The sequence below is a fragment of the Parabacteroides sp. KHUB-01 genome (genome assembly GCF_056640935.1).
The window spans coordinates 1,479,885-1,503,563 of sequence record NZ_CM153256.1 but is presented as its reverse complement, the minus strand read 5'-3'; the positions used below and the strand labels follow the sequence as shown (position 1 = coordinate 1,503,563).

General features: G+C 37.7%; 18 protein-coding genes. 10 read left to right on the top strand and 8 right to left on the bottom strand.

Annotated features, from left to right (window positions below; genetic code table 11):
* Positions 1–5: 5 nt before the first annotated feature.
* The 10 genes from ACYIAR_RS06755 to ACYIAR_RS06710 all read left to right on the top strand — a co-directional run bounded on the left by ACYIAR_RS06755 (position 6) and on the right by ACYIAR_RS06710 (position 16,275).
* On the top strand, positions 6–3,167 hold the full coding sequence (locus ACYIAR_RS06755; protein WP_480332909.1) for a SusC/RagA family TonB-linked outer membrane protein: 3,162 nt from the start codon (positions 6–8) through the stop codon (positions 3,165–3,167).
* A gap of 21 nt (positions 3,168–3,188) precedes the next feature.
* Positions 3,189–4,658: a SusD/RagB family nutrient-binding outer membrane lipoprotein gene (locus tag ACYIAR_RS06750; protein ID WP_480332907.1), complete on the top strand. Its 1,470-nt coding sequence runs from the start codon at positions 3,189–3,191 to the stop codon at positions 4,656–4,658.
* Between the two features lie 137 nt (positions 4,659–4,795).
* Positions 4,796–5,386 (top strand): BT_2262 family domain-containing protein, encoded by a 591-nt coding sequence (locus ACYIAR_RS06745; RefSeq protein ID WP_480332905.1) that lies wholly within the window; start codon positions 4,796–4,798, stop codon positions 5,384–5,386.
* Between the two features lie 17 nt (positions 5,387–5,403).
* The gene (locus tag ACYIAR_RS06740) at positions 5,404–5,919 is read left to right on the top strand and encodes a lipid-binding protein (protein WP_480332903.1); all 516 of its coding nucleotides are present in this window, start codon (positions 5,404–5,406) and stop codon (positions 5,917–5,919) included.
* A gap of 554 nt (positions 5,920–6,473) precedes the next feature.
* Positions 6,474–9,632: a SusC/RagA family TonB-linked outer membrane protein gene (locus ACYIAR_RS06735; protein WP_480332901.1), complete on the top strand. Its 3,159-nt coding sequence runs from the start codon at positions 6,474–6,476 to the stop codon at positions 9,630–9,632.
* Between the two features lie 15 nt (positions 9,633–9,647).
* Complete coding sequence (locus tag ACYIAR_RS06730) at positions 9,648–11,228, top strand: SusD/RagB family nutrient-binding outer membrane lipoprotein (protein WP_480332899.1); 1,581 nt, start codon at positions 9,648–9,650, stop codon at positions 11,226–11,228.
* 284 nt (positions 11,229–11,512) lie between these two features.
* On the top strand, positions 11,513–12,787 hold the full coding sequence (locus tag ACYIAR_RS06725; RefSeq protein ID WP_480332897.1) for a replication-associated recombination protein A: 1,275 nt from the start codon (positions 11,513–11,515) through the stop codon (positions 12,785–12,787).
* Positions 12,788–12,921: 134 nt separating this feature from the next.
* The gene (gene serC / locus ACYIAR_RS06720) at positions 12,922–13,989 is read left to right on the top strand and encodes a 3-phosphoserine/phosphohydroxythreonine transaminase (protein ID WP_480332895.1); all 1,068 of its coding nucleotides are present in this window, start codon (positions 12,922–12,924) and stop codon (positions 13,987–13,989) included.
* Between the two features lie 2 nt (positions 13,990–13,991).
* Positions 13,992–14,915, top strand: a complete 924-nt coding sequence (locus ACYIAR_RS06715; protein ID WP_480332893.1) for an NAD(P)-dependent oxidoreductase — start codon at positions 13,992–13,994, stop codon at positions 14,913–14,915.
* Between the two features lie 112 nt (positions 14,916–15,027).
* Entirely contained in the window at positions 15,028–16,275 is a 1,248-nt protein-coding gene (locus ACYIAR_RS06710; protein ID WP_480332891.1) for a DUF1015 domain-containing protein, read from the top strand.
* Positions 16,276–16,394: 119 nt separating this feature from the next.
* Here ACYIAR_RS06710 and galE read toward each other — a convergent pair whose 3' ends face one another.
* The 8 genes from galE to ACYIAR_RS06670 all read right to left on the bottom strand — a co-directional run bounded on the left by galE (position 16,395) and on the right by ACYIAR_RS06670 (position 23,128).
* Positions 16,395–17,435, bottom strand: coding sequence for a UDP-glucose 4-epimerase GalE (gene galE / locus ACYIAR_RS06705; RefSeq protein ID WP_480332889.1), 1,041 nt, complete (start codon positions 17,433–17,435; stop codon positions 16,395–16,397).
* 101 nt (positions 17,436–17,536) lie between these two features.
* A complete protein-coding gene (gene rsxA / locus ACYIAR_RS06700; RefSeq protein WP_480332887.1) occupies positions 17,537–18,112 on the bottom strand; it encodes an electron transport complex subunit RsxA in 576 nt (191 codons plus the stop codon).
* Positions 18,113–18,125: 13 nt separating this feature from the next.
* Positions 18,126–18,713 (bottom strand): RnfABCDGE type electron transport complex subunit E, encoded by a 588-nt coding sequence (locus ACYIAR_RS06695; protein ID WP_480332885.1) that lies wholly within the window; start codon positions 18,711–18,713, stop codon positions 18,126–18,128.
* A gap of 20 nt (positions 18,714–18,733) precedes the next feature.
* The gene (locus ACYIAR_RS06690; protein WP_480332883.1) at positions 18,734–19,336 is read right to left on the bottom strand and encodes an RnfABCDGE type electron transport complex subunit G; all 603 of its coding nucleotides are present in this window, start codon (positions 19,334–19,336) and stop codon (positions 18,734–18,736) included.
* 1 nt (position 19,337) lies between these two features.
* Positions 19,338–20,309: an RnfABCDGE type electron transport complex subunit D gene (locus tag ACYIAR_RS06685; RefSeq protein ID WP_480332881.1), complete on the bottom strand. Its 972-nt coding sequence runs from the start codon at positions 20,307–20,309 to the stop codon at positions 19,338–19,340.
* A 137-nt stretch (positions 20,310–20,446) separates the two neighbouring features.
* Complete coding sequence (gene rsxC, locus ACYIAR_RS06680) at positions 20,447–21,778, bottom strand: electron transport complex subunit RsxC (RefSeq protein WP_480332879.1); 1,332 nt, start codon at positions 21,776–21,778, stop codon at positions 20,447–20,449.
* Between the two features lie 12 nt (positions 21,779–21,790).
* Positions 21,791–22,702: a Fe-S cluster domain-containing protein gene (locus tag ACYIAR_RS06675; RefSeq protein WP_480332878.1), complete on the bottom strand. Its 912-nt coding sequence runs from the start codon at positions 22,700–22,702 to the stop codon at positions 21,791–21,793.
* Between the two features lie 12 nt (positions 22,703–22,714).
* Entirely contained in the window at positions 22,715–23,128 is a 414-nt protein-coding gene (locus ACYIAR_RS06670) for a SoxR reducing system RseC family protein (protein ID WP_480332876.1), read from the bottom strand.
* Positions 23,129–23,679: the final 551 nt, after the last annotated feature.

Genomic DNA, 23,679 nt, shown 5'->3' with positions numbered 1-23,679 from the left:
TGTTTATGGAAAATAAGTTTACACTTGCGTCTCTATGCCTGTTGATTGGTATGGGAACAGCTTTTGCACAGAACACTCAGGTAAAAGGTAATGTTGTTGATGAGAACGGCATGCCTGTTATAGGTGCTTCTATTATGGTAAAAGGTACAACATTAGGCACGGTTACAGACCTTGATGGTAACTTTGTTTTGGAAGTTCCAGCTAATGGAAAACAGCTGGAAATTTCTTACATCGGTATGGAAAAACAAACAGTAGCTGTTTCTTCTAATGTAAAAGTCCTTTTAAAATCGGATACACAGAAGCTTGATGAAGTTGTTGTTACAGCTATGGGTATTAAGCGTTCTGAAAAATCTATAGGTTTTGCTGCTACAGCAGTAAATGGAGATGATATTCAAAAGAAACAAACTGGAGATATTGTTTCAGGATTAGCAGGAAAGGTTGCTGGTGTACAGATATCTTCAGCATCAGCATCTCCAGGTGCTTCAAATTCTGTAATTATACGAGGTGTAAGTTCTTTGAGTGGTTCTAATCAACCTTTATACGTTATAGATGGTGTACCATTGGCAAATGATGCAAATTTTTCTTCAGATGGATTAAATTCAGGTTATGACTTTGGTAGTGGAGCTAATGCTGTTAATCCTAATGATGTTGCATCAATGACAATTTTGAAAGGAGCTGCTGCTACAGCGTTGTATGGTAGCCGTGCTGCGAATGGTGTGATATTGATAACAACCAAATCGGGTGAAAAAAACAAAGGGTTAGGAGTAACATACAATGCTGGTATGCAATTTGAAAATGTATTACGATTGCCTGAATTCCAAAATGAGTTTGGTATGGGTTCAGGTGCTTTGCATACATTAATTGAAAATCAAAGTTATGGTCCTCGCTTTGATGGTTCAATGATGCCTTGGGGTAATATATATGATAATTCTCAGAAGATAAAGCCATATTTGCCTATAGAAAATAATGTTAAGGATTTCTTTTCAACTGGCTTACGTTATTCAAATGATGTTGCAATTAATGGAGGTAACGATAAAGGTAATTACTATGCATCAATATCACAACAAAGTAATAATGGTATAATGCCGACTCGTGCAGATACATATGATCGTTATACTTTTTCTATGCGTGGTAGTTATAAGTTTGATAAGTTGGAAGTTTCTTCATCTGTGAATTATTCATCACAAAAGAATAACTTTGCTCCAACAGGTCAAGGTTTAACAGCTTTGAACTCTTTATATCAGATACCTCGTGATATAAGTATCATTGGTCTAAAAGACTTGGAGGATCCATTTAATCAAAAGGATTATTACTTTACTCCATATGGTGTTGCCAACCCATATTATATATTGAATAATGGAAAGAATGTATATCGTTCTGACAAGACTTATGGAAAGTTGGAAGCTTCTTATGAAATTCTTTCAGGGTTTAAGGCTACTTATCGTGCAGGTTTGGATGCAACAAACAGTGAGCAGAAGATAGGTATTCCGCAGATGATGGCTAATGAGGGTACACCTAATTATGGTCAGTTGAATACAGAAGGTTCTGTACGTAAAGAGATGATACGTCAGCGAGAGATAAATCATGATCTTTTATTGACATATGATAAAGGTTTCAATGATTTCCATTTAAATGCATTAGCCGGTTTGAATGTTAATGAACGAAAATATTCTCGTTTGCGTTCTGAAATACAAGGACTTGATATTGATGGCTGGTATAATTTGAGTAATTCATCAGCAGCTCCGACTACTTCAGAATATGAATGGAAACGCCGTCTTATAGGTGTTTTTGGTCAAGTAGAATTAGCTTATAAAAGTTTGGCATATTTGACTTTGACTGCACGTAACGACTGGTCTTCAACCTTGCCAAAAGGTAATAACAATTTCTTTTATCCTGGTGTAACAGGTAGTTTTGTATTTTCTGAACTGCTCCCTGAAGAATCAAAAGATGTGTTGACATTTGGAAAATTGCGTTTGGCTTGGGGACAGACTGGTAATGATGCTGATGTCTATATGATTGATCCATATTATCTGCAAACAGATGTGAGTCTTGGCTTCGGTAATATTAAATTCCCTTTAAATGGTTATAATGCTTTTTCTGAGTCTAATGTTTTGGGAAATCCTGCATTGAGCCCGGAAATTACAACAGAATTTGAAATAGGTGCTAATATTGGATTTTTTAATGGCCGTTTGACAATTGATGCATCTTATTATGACCGTAAGTCTGATAAGCAGATATTCTCATTGGATATGGATCCGGCTACTGGTTATACTGCTCAGAATATAAATTTGGGAAAAATTGGAAATAAAGGTGTTGAATTATTAGTTAGTGGAACACCTATTCAGACAAAAGATTTTTCTTGGGATGTATCTTGGAATTTTACAAAAAATAACAGTAAAGTTATTAGTTTGCCAGAAGGTATGGGTGGTGAGGCTGTTATATATGGTTTTAGTGGTGGTACAGGAATGTATGCTATTGAAGGAATGCCTCTTGGTGTTTATAAGGCACAGGTAGCACAACGTGACCCTAATGGAAATATTATAGCAAATGCATCTACAGGTTTACCAGAAAAGCAGTCTGAGTTGAGTATTGTTGGTGATATGAATTATGATTATGAAATGGGTGTATCAACAACTTTCACCTATAAAGGTTTTAGTTTAGGTGCAGATTTGGATATACGTCAAGGTGGATTAATGTTTTCTAACACAAAATCTATAACATATTTTACAGGTAATGGTATTCAGACAGCATATAATGATCGAAACCCATTTGTTATACCAGGTTCAGTAAATAAGGTTGTTGGAGCAGATGGAAGTGTAAGTTACGTTGAAAACTCAACCCCTGTTTCAATGGGAAATATCGGTAATTATTGGATTGATGGTGGTGAAGATTTGGCGGCTGCCTTCTTGATTGATAAATCTTATGTTAAATTAAGATCATTGGTTTTTGGTTGGGATATGCCTCATTCTTGGTTTAGAGATTCTTTCTTTAAAAGTGTGAAACTTTCGTTGTTTGCTAATAACTTGTTTGTTTGGACTCCGAAGAGTAATACATTTATAGATCCTGAAACATCTTCATTTGGTAATGATTTGGAGGGACGTTTTGGAGAATACTTAGCAAATCCAAGTACACGTAAATACGGTTTCAATGTTGCAGTTAAATTCTAATCTTTTAGAAGTTTGTATAGTATGAAAAAAATAATATTATTAGTAGCAGCTGTTGCTGCTACATTAACTGGTTGTAGTGATTATATAGATATTAATCATAATCCAAACTATCCAGGTTCTGTATCATCAGAATTGCTTATACCTTCTGCACAGACATTTTTAGTTGGACGTGTTGGTGGTAATATGTATAATTACGCAGGCTTTTTCTGTCAATATTTTGAGCAAGCTCCAGATGCATCTCAATATCAGGATATAAGTGAATATCGATTTACAATTGATATGTTTAGTAGTGATTATACTTATTTATATGCTGGTGCTTTAAAGGATTTGGAAAATGTAATTGTACAATCAGAGACGGAAGAAGCATGGGGTGATTATTTTGTTGCTACAGTTTTAAAAGCATATATTTATCAGATTTTGGTTGACCAGATGGATAAGGCTCCTTATACTGAAGCTTTGAAAGGAAACGAAATCCCGATGCCAAAATGGGACAACGGAGAAGATATTTATGCAGATTTGCTTGTAAAGTTGGATGAAGCTGAATCTAAATTAAATAATATGTCTGTTGTTTCTGGTGATATGATTCTTGATAAGGATTTAAACCAGTGGAAAGGTTTTGCTAATGCATTGCGATTAAAGTTGTTGATGCGTGGCTCTTTTGCACAAGACAATAGTGCAAAAGTAAAAGAACTTATATCTAAAGCAACATTCTTTAGTGGAGATATAATGTTTGACAATTTCTCAGACCAAGCTGATAGACGTAATCCATGGTATACAACAAATAAAGTATCATTAGCAGGAAATCATGTGGCTAGTTATCCTATAATAGCATATATGAATTCAACTTCAGATCCTCGTTTAAGTACTGTTTTTGCTCCAGCTGCAAATACAAAAACTTATGAAGGAGAAATCCCTGGTTCACGTCAGCAAACTGCAAATGATAATAAAAAGAAAGCTGATTTTAGCCTTCCGGTTTATAATGCTACTGTACCAGTTTATTTATATACTCAATCTGAATTGCAGTTTTTCTTGGCAGAGGCTTATTTACGTTTCTTTAATGATGATGCAAAAGCTAAAGCTGCATATGAGCATGCCATAGATGCAAACTTTGAATTACGAGGAATTGCAACAGATGGATCTGTTTTGTATGCAGATGGAAAGCCTTGTGCATGGTCTTCAGCTAAATCAGTTGAAGAAAAACTTTCTTTGATAGGAAAACAGAAATGGGCAGCTTTATGTTGTGTGAATAATGTAGAAAGTTGGGCTGAGATACGTCGTTTAGGATATCCTAAACTTTCTTCTGTTCCAACCAATGAATTGTATAATAATCCTACAAAATTGACAGCTGGAGAGCTGATTAGTCCATTAGTTAATCAATTAGGCTATGGTTTGATTAAGAGACTTTATTATCCTCAAAGAGCTGTTAATTTGAATGACAATACACCGGAACAGGTGGAATTGAATGAAAAAGTTTGGTGGGATAAAAAATAATGTTTAACAATGAGATATATCAAATTATGAAAAAAATATTATTGAGTTTATTGGTCCTTTGCAGTCCATTATTATTTTGGAACTGTAGTGAAGATTCTCAAGATCCTTCAAAAATAACTTATTATATTACTTTTGAAATGAATGGAGAGGAAATTATGACAGTTCCTGTTGGAGGTGTTTTTGATGATCCTGGAGTAATAGCTATGGAAGGAGATACAGATGTAACTGGGGATGTGGTTGTAAATAGTAATGTTGATACAAATAAAATAGGTGTATATACCGTATCTTATTCAGCTACTAATGTGGATGGTTTTGATAGTTCTATTAAAAGAACTGTTGTTGTGTATGACCCAAATATAACTACTAGTATGGACGGAACTTATAAAATTGATCCGTCGCAGAGTACAAGGGATTATAATGGAATAGCTAATTTCTCTAATAGTTTTACTGTAAAATTAACAGAATTGGCACCTGGCGTTTATCAAGTTTCAGATTTCATGGGAGGTTGGTATGATCAGGGAGCAGGTTATGGTTCTGCTTATGCTGCTGCTGGATATTGTTCTTTGAATGCAGATAATTCGATTTCAATGATTTCAAATTTTGTGGCAGGTTGGGGAGATTCGGTTACTGCATTGAATAATGCTTCTTTTAATCCTGAAGCTAATCAAGTTGTATGGGATGCGACTTATACAGGAGGTATGTTGTTCCATGTTGTTATGAACAAATAAAATAGTATTTATAGATTATGAAAAAATATTTTTTATTAATGTTTGCTGTTTCAGCATTGTTCTTTACTAGTTGTGAAACTGAAACAGAGCCAGGTGGCACATCTGTTGAAAAGATGGCAGGAGAATGGGTAGTTACCTGGGAAGCTCAGAATGCTGCAGGAGAATGGGAAGATGCGTTAGGAAGTAAGGTTATAGTCAGCACATATAATACAGCAGCTAATATTAGTACTGAAATGTGGTTCGCTGATAATTCAACTGGGCAAGCTAATATATTGAATACTCCTATAAAAGTTCAGACTAATTATGATGCTCGTACTTTTGAAACATCTGGAGATGTCACATTGGAAGGTACTGGTTTGTCTGAAGATGCAGTTACTTTATCCATTACAGAAGGGAAAATACTGGAAGGAAAAGCTACAACACCAAGAGGAATGGCTGCCGATAGTATCGTTTGTTTTATTAATGTAAAAGGTGATACCACTTATAAAGTGGCAGGTTTCCGCCGTACAGGATTTACGGAAGATGAACCTTGATGATTCTCTTTTTATATATTTATATAGAAATTGTAGTTGTTAGGAATAATATTATTCTAAAAATTTAAAAATACGGTTTCTAATAGTTTTAAATTGTTCTCTAAGCGCAGAAATACAGAAGTGATATTGTATTTCTGCGCTTTTTTTGTGTTTTTTTTATAATTTGTAGTTTCTGTTTTTTATGTGTCGTTTTGTTATGAATTATTTAAATGTATGATGCTGCATTTGCTTTCTGCGTTGACAAAATTTAAAAATGTGGTAATTATTCTCTTTAAAATGCAAGTATGGTGTATAATTATGCATTATGATATATCGCGATATTACGGTATTGGCTAATGATTTGTAACTTGTATATTGTTGTTTTGTGTCGATATTTTATATAGTTTTGCACCCGTTTTTGAAAAAATGTGTTTTAAAGCATGAATTATAAACATGTTTTGGGCGTATATTTTATAATGTTATGCAGTAATAATGTATAATTATTATAATAAGAATCTCAAAAGAGATATAGTGGTTTGTAATATATATGTTTAATAAATAAGTGTTTTTTTAGGATGAAAAAGTTGACTTTAGCTGCTTTGTGCTTGTCTATGGGTGTGGGGACAGCTTTTGCACAGAACACTCAGGTTAAAGGTAATGTTGTTGATGAAACAGGCTTGCCTGTTATTGGTGCTTCTGTAATTGTGAAAGGTACAACAATTGGTATTGTTACTGACTTTGATGGTAACTTTACATTGGAAGTTCCGGCAGATGGTAAAGAATTGGAGATTTCATACATCGGTATGGAAAAACAGACAGTAAAGGTTGCTCCAAATATTAGTGTTGTATTGAAAAATGATACACAGAACCTTGACGAAATCGTTGTAACAGCGATGGGTATTTCAAGAGAAAAGAAAGCCTTGGGTTATGCTGTTCAGGATTTGAAAGCTGATGAATTGACAAAAGGTGCTAATTCAAATTTGGCGGGTGCTTTGCAGGGTAAAGTTTCAGGTGTTGAAATCAAACCTTCATCAGGTATGCCTGGTGCTTCTTCTCAGATTACAATACGTGGTGCACGTTCATTTACTGGAGATAACTCTCCTTTGTATGTAATTGATGGTATGCCTGTTGCTTCTGCTGCTGATATCAGTACTGGTAATTCAGTAACAGGTACAGACGTTGCCAACCGTGCAGTGGATATTGATCCTAATGATATTGCAAGTATCAACGTATTGAAAGGTCAGGCTGCTGCTGCATTGTATGGTATACGCGCCTCAAACGGTGTTATTGTAATCACAACAAAGAGCGGAAAAGGTTTGGCTAAGGGTAAGCCTCAGATTTCATTTAATACAAATGTTTCATTTGATGTTTTGGGACGCACTCCAGAAGTGCAGACAAAATTTGCACAGGGTACAGGTGGAGTATTTGACCCATATAATTCATCTTCTTGGGGTCCTGCTATTTCAGACTTGGCAAACGATCCTACTTATGGTGGTAATGTTGCTAATGAATATACAAACAATGGTGCAAATTTGCATCAGGGACAGTATTATGTGCCACAGCTAGCTGCTGCAGGTTTGGATCCTTGGGCTACACCTCAGGCTTATGACAATATTGGTGGTTTCTTCCAGACTGGTGTTACATGGAATAACTCAATCAATGTTGCTCAGGCATTTGATAAAGCTTCTTATTCTTTCTCTTTGGGTAATACTACTCAGGATGGTATTATTCCTGAAACAGGAATGGATCGTTATACAGGAAAGTTTACTGCTGAAGTTAAGTTGCACGATAACTGGACTACAGGTGCTACTGCTAGCTTCATCAATTCTAAAATCAATAAGATGCCAGCTGCTAATGATGCATTGCTGGCAACTGTTTATCCTGCTCCAAGCAGTTATGATTTGAACGGTATTCCTTATCATACTGCAGGAAGTATTTATGAAATGAATTCATTCCGTAATCCATCATTTGCTGTTGCTCCTTGGTTTGTCAAGAATAATGAGTTCGTTGAAAAGACAAACCGTTTCTTTGGTAACAGCTTTGTTAACTATAAAACAAAATTCAATACAGAAAATCACACTATGAATGTGAAATATCAGATTGGTGTGGATTCTTATACGACACATTATCAGGATATTTGGGGTTATGGAAACAAAGGCTCAAATATGAATGGCGAAATTACTAACTACGGATGGAGTAATGTTTCATTCAACTCATTGTTGACAGTTAATTATGACTGGACAATAAACGAAGACTGGACATTTAATGCGTTATTAGGTAATGAGGTTGTTCATAATCAGTCTAAGCAATATAAGGAATATGGTGCAGGTTTCAATTTCCCGGGCTGGAATCATATTGAAAATGCAACAATAGTTCAGGCTTATGATATGCAGAGAAGCAAACGTACTGTAGGTTTCTTCGGTAGTGTTTCTGCTTCTTATAAGAATATGCTTTATTTGAATGTTACAGGACGTAATGACTATGTTTCAAGTATGCCACGTAACAACCGTTCATTCTTCTATCCTTCAGTTTCTGCAGGTTTTATTTTGACAGAGCTTGAGCCGCTGAAGAATGATATTGTAAATTATGCTAAGATTCGTGCTTCTTATGCCGAAGTTGGACAAGCTGGTGAATATTATAATAACTATTATTATACACCTTCTTATGGTGGTGGTTTTTATATGCTAAATCCAATCTCTTATCCTCTTCAAGGTCTGGGAGCATTTGCACCATATCCTGTAATATATGACCCGAATTTGAAACCTCAGAATACTAAGTCTTATGAACTTGGTGCTGATTTGAGTTTCTTTAATAATTTGGTCTCTGTAAACTATACATTCTCACGTCAGAATGTAACAGATCAGATTTTCAATGTACCATTGGCTGGTTCTACAGGTGCACAGGAGTTGTTGACTAATGGCGGTCGTATCCATACTAATACTCATGAGTTGACAATCAATGTTAATCCAATCAGAACTAAGTTGGTTGACTGGAATATCGGTTTGAACTGGACTAAGATGGATAATTATGTTGACGAATTGGCTCCTGGTGTAGAAAGTATTATGTTGGGTGGTTTCGTCACTCCGCAGGTACGCGCTGGTATTGGTGACAAATTCCCTGTTATCTATGGTGTCGGTTATTTAAGAGATGATGCAGGAAACTTGATTGTTGATGAAAACGGTGTACCTCAGGCTGGTGAAGCAAAGGTTATCGGTCGTGTATCTCCTGACTTTATTTTAGGCTTCAATACTGATTTGAGAGTTTGGAAATTCAGTCTTGCAGCTGTATTTGATTGGAAATGTGGAGGCCAGATGTATAGTGGTACAAATGGTCTGTTAAATTTCTTTGGTATGAGTAAAGCAACAGAAGGACGTGATACTGAATCTTTCATTGTTGATGGTGTCAAGGCTGACGGTTCAAAGAATGATATTGAAATCAAAGGTGCTGATGCATGGCAGAACTATTATCAGTCAATCAACAATATTGATGAATCTTCAATTTATGACAATTCATTCTTGAAATTGCGTGAGATATCATTGAGTTATCCTGTGTTGGAAAAAGATTGGTTGAAGGTTGATGTAAATGTATTTGCCCGTAATATTTTGTTGTGGTCGGAATTGCCAAACTTAGACCCGGAATCATCTCAGGGTAACAACAATATGGGTGGTGCATTTGAACGTTATTCAATGCCTCAGACTTCAAGCTATGGTTTTGGTGTAAATGTTAAATTCTAAAAATTAATAGTAGAAATGAAATTCAATAATATATCTAAAAAAGTGCTGACCATTGCGTTGGCAGCACTCCCTTTGGTCTCTTGTACTGAAGATGTGATGGATGATATTAATCACAACAAGAATAACCCGGAAACTGTCACTTCAAAATTTATGATGACAGATTTGATGGTGGGTACTGCTGTTAATGCTGTTGGTGGAGATTTCAATGTATATTCTTCAATTTATATGGAATTGGAGACAGGTGTTGAAAATCAGACTTACAATGCGGAAATTCGTAGTGGTGAACCAAATGTTCCTGCAACTTATGATAATATGTGGGGGGCTGTTTACTCTAATATCCGTACAGCAAAAGATGTTATTGCTAAATGTTCTGAAGGTGGTGTTGAGGCAGGAAATAATGTGACTCTTGGTGTTGCTAAATTACTTTATGCTTATAATGCTGCAATTTTGACAGATTTGTTTGGTGATGTACCATATACTCAAGCTTGTGTTTATACAGAATTGGGAACACCTATGTATATGCAGCCGGAAATTGACAAGCAGGAAACTATTTATGCTGACATAATGAAGAATATTGATGAGGCAATAGTTTTGTTTGATGGTGATGACGAGGCAACATCTGGTCCTATGGGTTCTCAGGATGTTATATATGGTGGCAATTCTTCTTTGTGGAAAAAAACTGCTTATGCTTTGAAGGCTCGTTATACAATGCGCTTATTGGCTAAAACAGAAAATAAGGCAAAGGCTTTGAACGATGTGCTTTCATATGTTGACAATTCATTTGCTTCGGCTGCTGAAGAATGTAAATTCGCTGTTTATGATGGAGGAAGTCAGTTTAATCCATTCTTTGACTTTATGTATAGTCGTCATGGCTTGGGAGCAAGTAAAAGTTTGGCTGAAAAGTTGTCTGAACGTAATGACCCTCGTTTGAATCAATCTTTTGGTACAAATTGGAATACGGTGTATGGTGATCCTACTGAAGTCGTTATTGATGGCTCAAAATTGTATGCAGCACCAAATGGAGCACCGGAACAGAAAACTATGACATATGACTGTTCTTTGGCTTCTTTTGCAATTACAGCTCCGACTCATTTGATTAGTTATCATGAATTACTATTTATTAAAGCTGAAGCTCTTTGCCGTTTAGGACAGAAAGAAAAAGCTTCTGAAGTATTGAAGGATGCTGTTGTAGCAGCTTTTGCTAATCATGAGAATACAGTAAATTCTGCATTGAATGATTATTTGGGAATAAAAGCTGATATAGATTTGAGTGCTTCTGTTGCTGAAGAATATTTCGACAAGAGTGTGAAACCATTGTTTGATGCAAATCCATTAAAAGAAACTATGGTTCAGAAATATTTGTCATTCTTCGGAGCTAATGGTGAGTCTGTTGAAGCTTATTCAGATTACCGTCGTTTGAAAGGAATGAATGAAGTTTTTGTTGAGTTGAAGAATCCTCAGAACAAATCTAAATTCCCATTACGCTTTACATATGGTGCTTCAGATGTATTATCAAATATGAATATCAAGGAAGCTTGTGGTGATGGTATGTATGTATATACTGAAAACGTTTGGTGGGCTGGTGGTTCAAGATAATATTTGACATATTATTAATTATTTTATGATGCTCTCTTCTTAATGAAGGGAGCATCTTTTTTTTTAGTAGTACAGGTGCCAATATATACATGTTTCATTATATTTATAATACTATTAGATTATAATGTGTTGACAAAATGATATAGTTTTTGCTTGTGCTAAGTGTTTGATGGTGGCTTGCTCTTACATTTTGTCCAATAAAATTGTTTTTAAACATACTTTTTAGGTGAAATATTTTCATATTTCTATTTTGAAAAGTGATTTTAATATCCGACATTTGCTACATGATGAATCAACCTTTGGCAGAACGATTACGTCCGAGGACTTTGGATGAGTACATCGGACAGAAGCATTTGGTGGGACAGGGTGCTGTCCTTAGGAGAATGATTGATTCCGGAAGAGTTCCTTCGTTTATATTATGGGGACCTCCGGGAGTAGGAAAGACAACTTTGGCTCAGATAATAGCCCGGAAACTTGATGCTCCGTTTTACATTTTGAGTGCGATTAACTCCGGAGTGAAGGATGTGAGGGATGTTATTGAGAAGGCGAAAGGAAACAGTTTTTTCAACAGTGTTTCTCCTATTTTGTTTATTGACGAAATACACCGCTTCAGCAAGTCGCAGCAGGATTCGCTGCTGAATGCTGTTGAAACGGGAGTTGTTACTCTGGTTGGCGCAACAACGGAGAATCCTTCGTTTGAGGTAATAAGGCCATTGCTGTCGCGCTGTCAGGTTTATGTTTTGAAATCGTTGGAGAAGCAGGACTTGCTGTCCCTGCTCAACAGGGCAATAACAGAGGATATTGTTCTTAAAGAAAAGCATATTGATTTGCAGGAAACGGATGCTTTGCTGAGATATTCGGGTGGTGATGCCCGCAAGTTGCTGAATATTCTGGAACTGGTGATTTCCGCTGAAGAGGGAAAGGAGATAACCATAACTGATAAAAAAGTGGTGGAGAGGTTGCAGGAGAATCCGGCTGCTTACGACAAGGGCGGAGAGATGCATTATGATATTATTTCGGCTTTTATAAAGTCTATCCGTGGAAGTGATCCGGATGCGGCGATATACTGGCTGGCAAGGATGGTTGCCGGCGGTGAAGATCCAAAGTTTATTGCCCGCAGACTTTGCATTTCGGCAGCTGAGGATATCGGTCTTGCCAATCCGAATGCGTTGCTTCTTGCCAATGCTTGTTTTGATACGATTCACAAGATTGGATGGCCGGAAGGTCGCATTCCTCTTGCTGAAACAACAGTTTATCTGGCTTGCAGCCCTAAGAGCAATTCGGCATATAAGGCAATCAATGAGGCTTTGGACTTTGTTAATCGTACCGGAAATATTCCGGTTCCTTTGCATCTGAGAAATGCTCCGACTCAACTTATGGCAGAGTTGGATTATGGCAAAGATTATAAATATGCCCATGATTATGAGAATCATTTCGTGGTTCAGGATTATCTTCCGTCGGAAATTAAAGAACATCGTTTCTGGCACGGACAGGATAACCCGGCTGAGAAGAAACTCACGGAAAACATGGTGCGGCTTTGGGGGGAGAAAAAGAGGTGAGGAGTTGAGGAGTCAAGGAGTCAAGGAGTTAATACTTATTTTCTGAAGCCTTGTTAACTCGTCAACTTGTCAACTCAAAAACTCAAAAACTTATAAACTCAAAACATATTATTAACATTTAAATATCAATCGCTATGAAGAAGCACAATTTTTATGCAGGTCCTTCTATTTTGAGTGACTACACAATTAAGAATACTGCTGCTGCAGTAGAGAATTTTGCGGGAATGGGTTTGTCATTACTTGAGATTTCACACCGCAGTAAGGAGTTTGTGGCTGTTGTTGATGAGGCTCGTGCATTGATTAAGGAATTGCTTGATATTCCTGCCGGATATGAAGTTGTGTTCCTTGGTGGTGGCGCAAGTATGCAATTCTGTATGGTTCCTTATAATTTGCTTAACAAGAAGGCATCATATCTTGATACTGGTACATGGTCTTCAAAAGCAATCAAGGAAGCTAAGTTGTTTGGTGAGGTTGAGGTGGTTGCTTCTTCTAAAGATAAAAATTATACATATATCCCGAAGAATTATACAATATCTGACGATACTGATTACTTCCATATTACAACAAACAATACTATTTACGGAACTGAAATGAGAAAAGATCCGGATGTGAAACAGCGCCTTGTTGCTGATATGTCATCTGATATTTTCTCTCGTCCGGTTGATGTTTCAAAATATGATATCATCTATGCCGGTGCTCAGAAGAATTTGGCTCCAGCCGGTGTGACTTTGGCAATTGTCAGAGTTGATGCTTTGGGACATGTGGACCGTCCTATCCCAACAATGCTTAGCTATAAGACTCATATCGACAAGGAATCAATGTTCAACACTCCTCCTGTGTTGCCTATCTATTCTGCATTGCAGACTTTGAAATGGTATAAGGAACAAGGTGGTATTGCAGCTATGGAAAAGAAAGATATGGAAAATGCTGCTATCCTTTATGATGAAATCGACAGAAACAAGTTGTTCCGTGGAACAGTGGAAACTGAAGACCGTTCAATAATGAACGTATGTTTCGTTATGAACGACGAATATAAGGAACTGGAAGCTGATTTCAACGCATTTGCTGCTACAAAAGGTATTGTAGGTATCAAGGGACACCGTTCTGTGGGTGGTTTCCGTGCATCTTTGTATAACGCTATGCCTAAGAGCAGTGTTGAGGTTTTGATTGAAGCAATGAAGGAATTTGAAAAACAGCATTGATTATGGCACGAGTATTAGTTGCAACAGAAAAACCTTTTGCTACGATAGCAGTGAAAGGTATCCGCGAAGTAGTGGAAAAGGCTGGTGACGAATTGTTGTTACTGGAAAAATATACTGAAAAATCACAGTTGCTGGATGCTGTGAAGGATGTTGATGCTATTATCATCAGAAGTGATAAGGTGGATGCTGAAGTTCTTGACGCTGCAAAACAGTTGAAGATTGTGGTGCGTGCCGGTGCAGGATATGACAATGTGGATTTGGAATCTGCAACTGCTCATGGTGTTTGTGTGATGAACACTCCTGGACAGAACTCAAATGCTGTTGCCGAGCTTGCTGTTGGTATGATGATTATGGCTATCCGTAATTTCTATAACGGAACTTCCGGATGGGAATTGAAGGATAAGAAACTTGGTATTCATGCTTATGGTAATGTGGGCCGTAACTTGGCTAGAATTGCTAAAGGCTTGGGTATGGATGTTTATGCTTATGATGCATATTGTCCAGAGGAAGTTATATCTCAGGATGGTGTAAAACCTGTGGATTCAGTAGAGGAACTTTATTCTACTTGCCAGGTCGTATCTGTTCATATTCCTGCAACTGCTGAAACAAAGAATTCTATTGGCTATGATTTGGTTTCACGCATGCCTAAGAATGGTTTGCTGGTCAATACTGCACGTAAGGAGGTTATTGACGAAGCTGGTTTGCTTAAGTTATTGGAAGAAAGAACAGATTTGAAATATGTTACAGATATAATGCCTGCTTCTCATGCTGAATATGCAGAAAAACTGAGCGGACGTTATTTCTCTACTCCAAAGAAGATGGGTGCTCAGACTGCTGAGGCTAATATCAATGCCGGAATTGCTGCTGCTCACCAGATTGAGGATTTCCTTAAGAATGGGGTTGAGAAGTTTAGGGTTAATAAGTGAGGGGAGAGGAGACAAGGAGTTGAGGAGTTAAGAAGTCAACTCGTTAACTCGTATCCTTGCCTCCTTATAAACTAATAAACTTAAAAACTCAAAAACTTAAATACTAATAATTATGGCTACAATAAAACCATTTAGAGGCATCCGTCCTCCAAAAGACTTGGTCGAACAAGTTGTTTCCCGTCCTTATGATGTTCTTAATTCAGAAGAAGCACGAAAGGAAGCTGAAGGAAACGAGAAATCATTATATCATATTATCAAGCCTGAAATAGATTTTCCGGTTGGAACAGATGAACATGACCCTAAGGTTTATGATAAGGCTGCCGAGAACTTTAAAATGTTCCAGGAAAAAGGCTGGCTTGTTCAGGATGAGAAGGAATGTTATTATGTATATGCCCAGACAATGAACGGCAAGACTCAGTATGGCCTAGTTGTCGGTGCTTATGTTCCGGATTATATGAATGGCCTTATCAAGAAGCATGAGCTAACGCGACGTGATAAGGAAGAAGACCGTATGAAGCATGTCCGTGTGAACAATGCTAATATTGAACCTGTATTCTTTGCTTATCCTGAGAATGATGCTTTGGATAAAATTGTCTCAAAATATACTTCTCGCAAACCTGAGTATGACTTTGTGGCTCCGTTGGATGGTTTCGGTCATACATTCTGGGTTATTGATGAAGATGAAGATATAAGCATGATTACTGCTGAGTTTGCAAAGATGCCGGCATTGTATATTGCCGATGGTCATCATCGTTCGGCTGCTGCGGCATTGGTCGGTGCTGAAAAAGCTAAGCAGAATCCTAACCATAGAGGCGATGAGGAATATAACTATTTCATGGCAGTTTGTTTCCCGGCTGAGCAGCTTACAATTATCGATTATAACAGAGTTGTCAAAGATTTGAATGGATTGACAGACGAGGCTTTCCTTGAAAAACTATCTGCAAACTTTGATTTAAAGGAAATGGGTGAGGAGATTTATAAACCTTCTGGTTTGCATAATTTCTCTCTGTATTTGTCTGGCAAATGGTATTCATTGACAGCAAAAGAAGGAACTTATGACGATAATGACCCGATTGGAGTTTTGGATGTGACGATTTCCTCAAATCTTATTCTTGAAGAGATTTTGGGTATAAAGGATTTGCGTTCAGATAAGAGAATTGATTTCGTTGGCGGAATCCGTGGTTTGGGCGAATTGAAACGCCGTGTTGACAGCGGAGAAATGAAGGTGGCTTTGGCTCTTTATCCGGTGACAATGAAGCAGCTTATGGATATTGCTGATACCGGAAATATCATGCCTCCTAAAACTACCTGGTTTGAACCGAAACTACGTTCAGGTCTGGTTATCCATAAATTGGACTGATAAGGAGATAAGAGTTAAGACTAAATAAAAAGACGAGTTGGAAAGAATTTATATGAACTTTCCAACTCGTCTTTCTTTATATTCTCTTGTTAACTTGTTTCCTCGTTAACGCGTCCCAATTATTGAATACCTCTTTCACGAAGTTTTACTTGCCAATCCCATGCAGACTGCAATGTGTCTTCCAATGATTCTTCAGCTTTCCAGCCAAGAACTTTATTTGCTCTTTCAGGATTTGCCCAAACTTTTTCGATATCGCCTTCACGACGGCCTACGATTTTGTGAGGAACTTTCACTCCGGTTTTCTTCTCGAATGTGTTGATAAGTTCAAGCACTGAAACTCCGTTGCCAGTACCAAGATTGAAGATTTCAACTTTTTCTTCAGATTTATTCTGCAGCATACGGTCCATTGCTATAACGTGTGCTTTGGCCAAATCCACAACATTGATATAATCGCGGATACAAGAACCGTCAGGTGTGTCATAATCGTCACCGAAAACACTCAGTTCCTTACGGATTCCCATAGCTGTTTGTGTAAGATATGGAATAAGGTTCTGTGGAACGCCGTTTGGCAATTCTCCGATTTCTGCGCTTGGATGAGCTCCGATAGGGTTGAAATAACGAAGGATGATACTCTTGAAAGGAGCACCTGCATGAATTGTATCCTGAATGATTTCTTCGTTAATTTGCTTTGTATTTCCGTATGGAGACATTGCCGGTTTAATTGGGGCGTTCTCTGTTACAGGCAGGAATTCCGGATCTGGCTGACCATAAACAGTACATGAAGAAGAGAAAACAATACCTTTCATGTCAAATTCAGGCATAAGTTCCAGGATATTGATAAGAGTTGTGATATTGTTTCTGTAGTATTTCAGAGGTTGCTGAACTGATTCTCCTACAGCTTTGCTTGCTGCAAATAGAATTACACCTTTTATTCCATCATGTTCTTTAAGTGCTGCTCGTGTAGCTTCCTTGTCTTTCAAGTCCAGTTTTACAAACGCTGGGCGAATGCCTGTGATACGTTCTATACCGTCGAGCACTTCAATGTTTGAGTTTGAAAGGTCATCGATTATTACTACTTCATAACCTGCATTCTGCAATTCTACAGTTGTGTGTGAACCAATATAACCGGTTCCACCTGCTACTAAGATTTTCTCTTTCATAATACTGATTTTTTTATGCAGAGACGGTGCATCAGAATATTAAATTCTGATACACCTTCCCGTGTTTTTATTAGTTGATTATCGAATATTACGGTCAACTATTATGCTCCGATTCCAGAAAATCCCATAAAAGCCATAGCCAGCAAGCCGGCAGTAATTAAGGCAATAGGAGTTCCTTTTAATCCATTAGGCACATTTGTCATAGCTAACTGTTCTCTGATACCTGCAAAGATAACCAAAGCTAGCGCAAATCCAATAGCTGTTGATATTGCATATATTACAGATTCCAATAAATTATATTCTTTTTGTATAACAAGAATAGCAACACCAAGTACACAGCAGTTTGTAGTAATCAATGGCAAGAAAACTCCCAGTGCCTGATATAAAGCAGGCGAAACTTTCTTCAATATGATTTCAACCATCTGAACCAATGCTGCAATAATCAGAATGAAACTGATTGTTTGCATAAAACCAAGTCCAAATACATCAAGCACATATTTCTGAACAAGGAAAGTTACAATAGTTGCCAGTGTAAGAACAAATGTAACGGCTGCACCCATTCCGACTGCAGTTTCTACTTTTTTGGAAACACCCAAGAAAGGACAGATTCCAAGGAATTGTGAAAGAACGACATTATTTACGAAAACCGCCGTGATAAAAATCAATATATATTCCATATTCTATCCTCCTTTATGCTTTTTTTAATTTATTTACTATTGCAATAAGATAGCCAAGAGCGATGAAACCACCAGGAGCAAGAACGAATACCAAAGAACCGAATTCTTCAGGCATCAATGTCATACCGAATAGTTTTCCTGTTCCAAACAATTCTCTGACAGCACCAAGGCAAGTTAGTCCGATTGTAAAACCAAGGCCGATACCGACTCCATCAAAGAAAGAAGGAATAACTCCATTCTTTGCAGCAAAAGCTTCAGCACGTCCCAACACGATACAGTTTACAACAATCAATGGAATGAATAATCCCAAGCTAGCATATAGTGCAGGAACATATGCTTCCATACACATTTGAACTACAGTTACGAATGTTGCAATAACAACAATGTATCCAGGAATACGAACCATATCAGGAATAACTTTCTTCAATGCAGATATAACCATATTTGAACAGATTAGCACAAATGTTGTTGCCAATCCCATACTCATACCGTTAATGGCTGAAGATGTGGTTCCCAATGTCGGACACATACCCAACAATAGTACGAAAGTCGGGTTTTCTTTAATAATACCGTTTATTAATATTTTAATCCAGTTGTTCATTATAAAATCCTCCTTTCATATCATTCTGTTGCTCCGCTTGCTTCATCTACGCTTTTGTATGCGCTGTATGCTCTGTTGATGGCATCCAGAAATGCTCTACTTGAAATTGTTGCTGCAGTTATTGCATCAACATCTCCTCCGTCTTTTGATACTTTCAGACCATCTTCTGTCAGAGTTCTACCAATAACAGACTGTTTATTTTTATCGGTACGGAACCATTCTTGCATTTTAGAACCTAATCCCGGTGTTTCAGAGTGTTTCTGCACAGAGTAATTAATAAGTTTTCCATCAGGATCAAATCCTACAACAACTTTTATTTCTCCGCCGAAACCTTTTTTGGTGCTACTTTCAACAGCGACACCAACTAGTTCGTCTCCTTTTTTTGCCGGATATATACGTAGTGAATCACCATCATAAGTTGCTGCCATGTATGATTCTTCTGCCGGTTTGTTGTCGAATTCAGGAGTGACGGCTTTGATTGCAGCTTCCAAACTTGCAGCTTTTGATGCTGCAATTGGTTCTGTTGTCATTTGGTTCACTCCAGCAAGGATAGCTCCAGCTACAACACAAATTCCTGTCAATGACAAGAGCATATTTGGTAATGTTGATTTCAGTTTTTCCATGTTATTTACCTCCAAAGTGATTAGGTTTAACATAGGTGTTAATTAGTGGAGTCAATGCATTCATAATAAGAATTGCGAATGACATACCTTCCGGATACGCACCGAACAGACGGATAATAGCTGTCAGAAGACCAATTCCTACACCATAAATAAGCATTCCTTTTTTAGTCATAGGAGATGTTACATAGTCTGTTGCCATGAAAATTGCTCCAAGCATCAAACCTCCTGAAAGAACATGAATCAAAGGAGATGCATATTCTGCCGGATTAACAAGGTGCATTATGCCAGTGAACACAAATACTGTTCCGATAACTGCCACCGGAATATGCCAAGTAATGATTTTTTTCCATAACATATAGATGAAACCAAGAAGCAATGCCAAAGCACTGATTTCACCTAAACTACCACCTCGTGTTCCAAGGAATAAAGAACCATAGTTTGGTAAATTTTCCAAACCTCCTTCTTTCATTATAGAAAGAATTGTGGCACCGGTTTCAGCATCTGTGTATGTCATAGGAAAAGCAGACAGGGCATCAATTGTAGGCCATGTGGTCATCTGTGCCGGGAAAGAAATAAGAAGAAATACACGGCCAACCAATGCAGGGTTGAATACGTTGTTTCCTAATCCTCCAAATGACATCTTGCCGATACCGATTGCTGCCAAAGCACCAATTATAATAATCCAAATAGGAAGATTTGAAGGCAAGTTGAATGCCAGAAGAACACCTGTCAGTATTGCAGAACCGTCAAATACTGTCGGTTCCTTTTTCATAAGGAATTTCTGAATTAGATACTCAAAAAGGACACACGCAACTACAGATGTTATCGTAACGATAAGTGCACCCAGTCCGAAGAAGTATAGCGAAACAAGGAATGCCGGAATAAGGGCAATCAGTACGCCATACATGTTTTTCTCAATACTGTCTCCTCCGTGAATATGAGGCGACGGCGATATGTATAAACTATTTTCCATATTCTTTTAATTTCTGTTGTAAGAAGTTGACGAGTTGACAAGTTGACGAGGTTTGTTATAATTTAATTCCTTGTCAACTTGTGCCTGAAGCCTTGTCAACTTGTTAACTGAAGCCTTGTCAACTTGTTCCCTTAAAGTTACGATTTTCTAGCTCTTATTATGCCCATCACTTTACCTTTACCTACGCGGATGTTATCCAACAGAGGACGATTGGCAGGACAAGTGAAGCTACATGAACCACATTCGATACAATCTTGTATATGTTCGCTTTCTGCCATTTCCCAATTCTTGAAAACAGTTGCTTTCATCAGGAATGCAGGATTAAGTCCCATTGGACATGCATTTACACATTTTGCACATCTGATACAGTCGTGCATAGGTTTGCGAACAGATTCTTCTTTAGTAAGCAATAATATTCCGGAACTTCCTTTGCATACAGGAACTTCTGCACTAATCAAAGCTTTACCCATCATCGGACCACCACCTATTATTTTACCGGTATTCTCTGGAACACCGCCTGCAGCTTCAATCAGAACGCTGATAGGTGTACCCATTCTTACACGGAAATTTGATGGAGATTTCAAAGCCTTACCTGTTACGGTTACGATTCGTTCAAACAAAGGTTTGTTTTTCTGAACAGCTTCGTAAACAGCATACACAGTTCCTACGTTCTGGACAATAGCTCCGGTTGAAATAGGAAGAGCTCCACTCTTTACCTGCTTGCCGATTACTGCATCAATCAACTGCTTTTCTCCACCTTGAGGATATTGAACTTTCAAAGGCATAATTTCTATACCTTTATATTGTGATGCAAGTTTTGTGAGGTGCGAAATAGCATCCGGTTTATTGTTTTCAATACCGATAACAGCTTTGCTTACATTTACAGCTTTCATCAGTATAGTCAGACCGATAAGAATTTCTTCGCCTTTATCAAGCATTAACGAGTGGTCAGAAGTCAGATATGGTTCGCACTCAACAGCGTTTACAATAACAACTTCAGCCTTGCTTCCCGGAGGAGGCAAAAGTTTTACGTGAGTAGGGAAAGTTGCACCTCCCATACCAACGACACCTGCTTCCGAGATTTTATCAATAATTTCTTTTGAAGAAAGATTACATTCCTTGATTATAGTCTCGCTTCTGTCGATGCTTTCTTCCCATTCATCACCTTCAACGTCAATGAAAATAGCCGGACGTTTGTATCCGCTGGCATCGATTGCATTATCTATTTTGTTTACTTTACCGGAAACTGATGAGTGAATGTTTGCAGAAACAAAACCTCCGGCTTTAGCCAGAAGAGTTCCAACTTTTACAACATCACCTTTCTTAACCACAGCCTGCGCAGGGGCACCGATATGTTGACTCAAAGGGATAATAACTTGTTTGGGTGCAGCCAGTGCGGTAATTTTTTTACCGGCAGACAATTTATTTTCGGGTGGGTGAATACCTCCGATTCGAAATGTCTTTAGCATACTATTATGATTTTATTGTTGATTTTTACTTTCTTCTTTATTTTCTGCAGTTGTAGCTGCTTGTGGTTTTGCTGCTACAGCTTCTTTAGCTGCTTCAGGTGCCGGCTCTTTGCGTGGAGGGAAATTCAATTCATGGATTGCTCCTGTAGGACACACGGCAACACATTTACGACACATACGGCACTTGTTGAAATCGATGTAAGCAACATTGTTTTCAACAGTGATTGCTTCAAACGGACATTCTTTTGCACATTTTCCGCAGCCGATACAAGCATTGCTGCAGGCTTTGCGTGCAACAGCTCCTTTATCCTTGTTCACGCAGCTGACAAAAATACGGCGTGATTTCGGACCTTTCTTACGCAATTCGATGATGTTTTTAGGACAAGCTTTGACACAAGCTCCACAAGATGTACATTTTTCTTCATCAACTGTTGCGATTCCTGTTTCTGGATTGATGTGTATTGCATCAAAATTACATGCTTTCACACAATCGCCATAGCCAAGACAACCGAAACTACATCCGGTTTCTCCGCCATAAAGTGATGTTGCGATTGCACAACTCTTTGTTCCGTCATAAGTGTTGGTCTTTGGGCGAGCCTGGCAAGTACCGTTGCAGCGAACAACTGCAACCATTGGTTCGGCAGCCTTTGCCTCTTTACCCAAAATAGCCGCTACTTTTGACATTACAGGAGCACCTCCTACAGGACATAACAGACCGTCAAGTGAGTCAGCCTTTACACAAGCTCCTGCAAAACCAGAACATCCCGGATAACCGCATCCTCCGCAGTTTGCACCGGGCAGAACTTCTTGTACTTGCGCAATGCGAGGGTCTTCATAAACTTCGAATTTCTTCGAAACTACATAAAGCAGCAACGCACCCGCAGCACCAATAATTCCTAATGAAATAATAGCAATTATAATCATGTTTTTTTATCATTAAAATTTCCCAAGTTTGAAAACGAATTGTTTTTTCAGTCTGTCTCTAAGCTTATATAATATGAAATAATAAGGTATAAGCATAGCCAATCCTGCCAGACCGGTTGTTGTTTCGCTATATCCCAACCATGTTCCTATGGCTATTGATGCAAGAAGAATGAATAGAGGTATAACAAAAGCTAGAAAAACAGCTTGAAGGCCAAGCGAGGTTTCGCCGCATATGGAAACCTGTTCTCCTATGTGGTATTCGCCTGTGTGGTCTTCCACTTCAATTATTTTTTCTTTGCTTTCGGATGCGTTGCATACAGATTTTGCATGACATCCAGAGCAAGCCGACTGCTGCAGTATTTTTACATATATAATATCGTTTTCAATACGCACAACAACTCCGGCATGATTTATATTTCTGTTCATATTTGTAAACTCGACATTGCAAAATAGCACGGCAAATGTACATATTATTTTTTACGATACAAGAAATAAATAATGAAACTTTTAGGTAACAATTTTATATTTTCAAACATAAAAAATACCTTATTTAAAGTATTGCTTTTCTGATTTGTTTGTATAATTGTGTGTTTAATATACATTTGAACTGTTTTTGCTTTGAAATAAATAGAGAAGATAATGAAAAAGGACTTTTGTGTGAACAAATGTTACACATCTTTACTTTGTTAACTTCAAATTTTAAAAACTTAAGTTTCGCTGCAGAGCCATGACTTTATATAACTTCTTTAACTCATATAAGTTTGAATCAGCGAAACTAGAGTTAAATACATATAGACCTGCGTCGAAATATATACGGACCCACGAAGAAATATATACGGACCGACGGAGAAATATATATAGTCCTGTGAAAAATAGCTTCGAAGGGTTTTATTTGTTGTTTCGGATGTTTTTTACATAGTTTATAAATGCTTTGATTGAGTTAAGAGTGATATGAGTCGAGAAATTCAAAAACATAA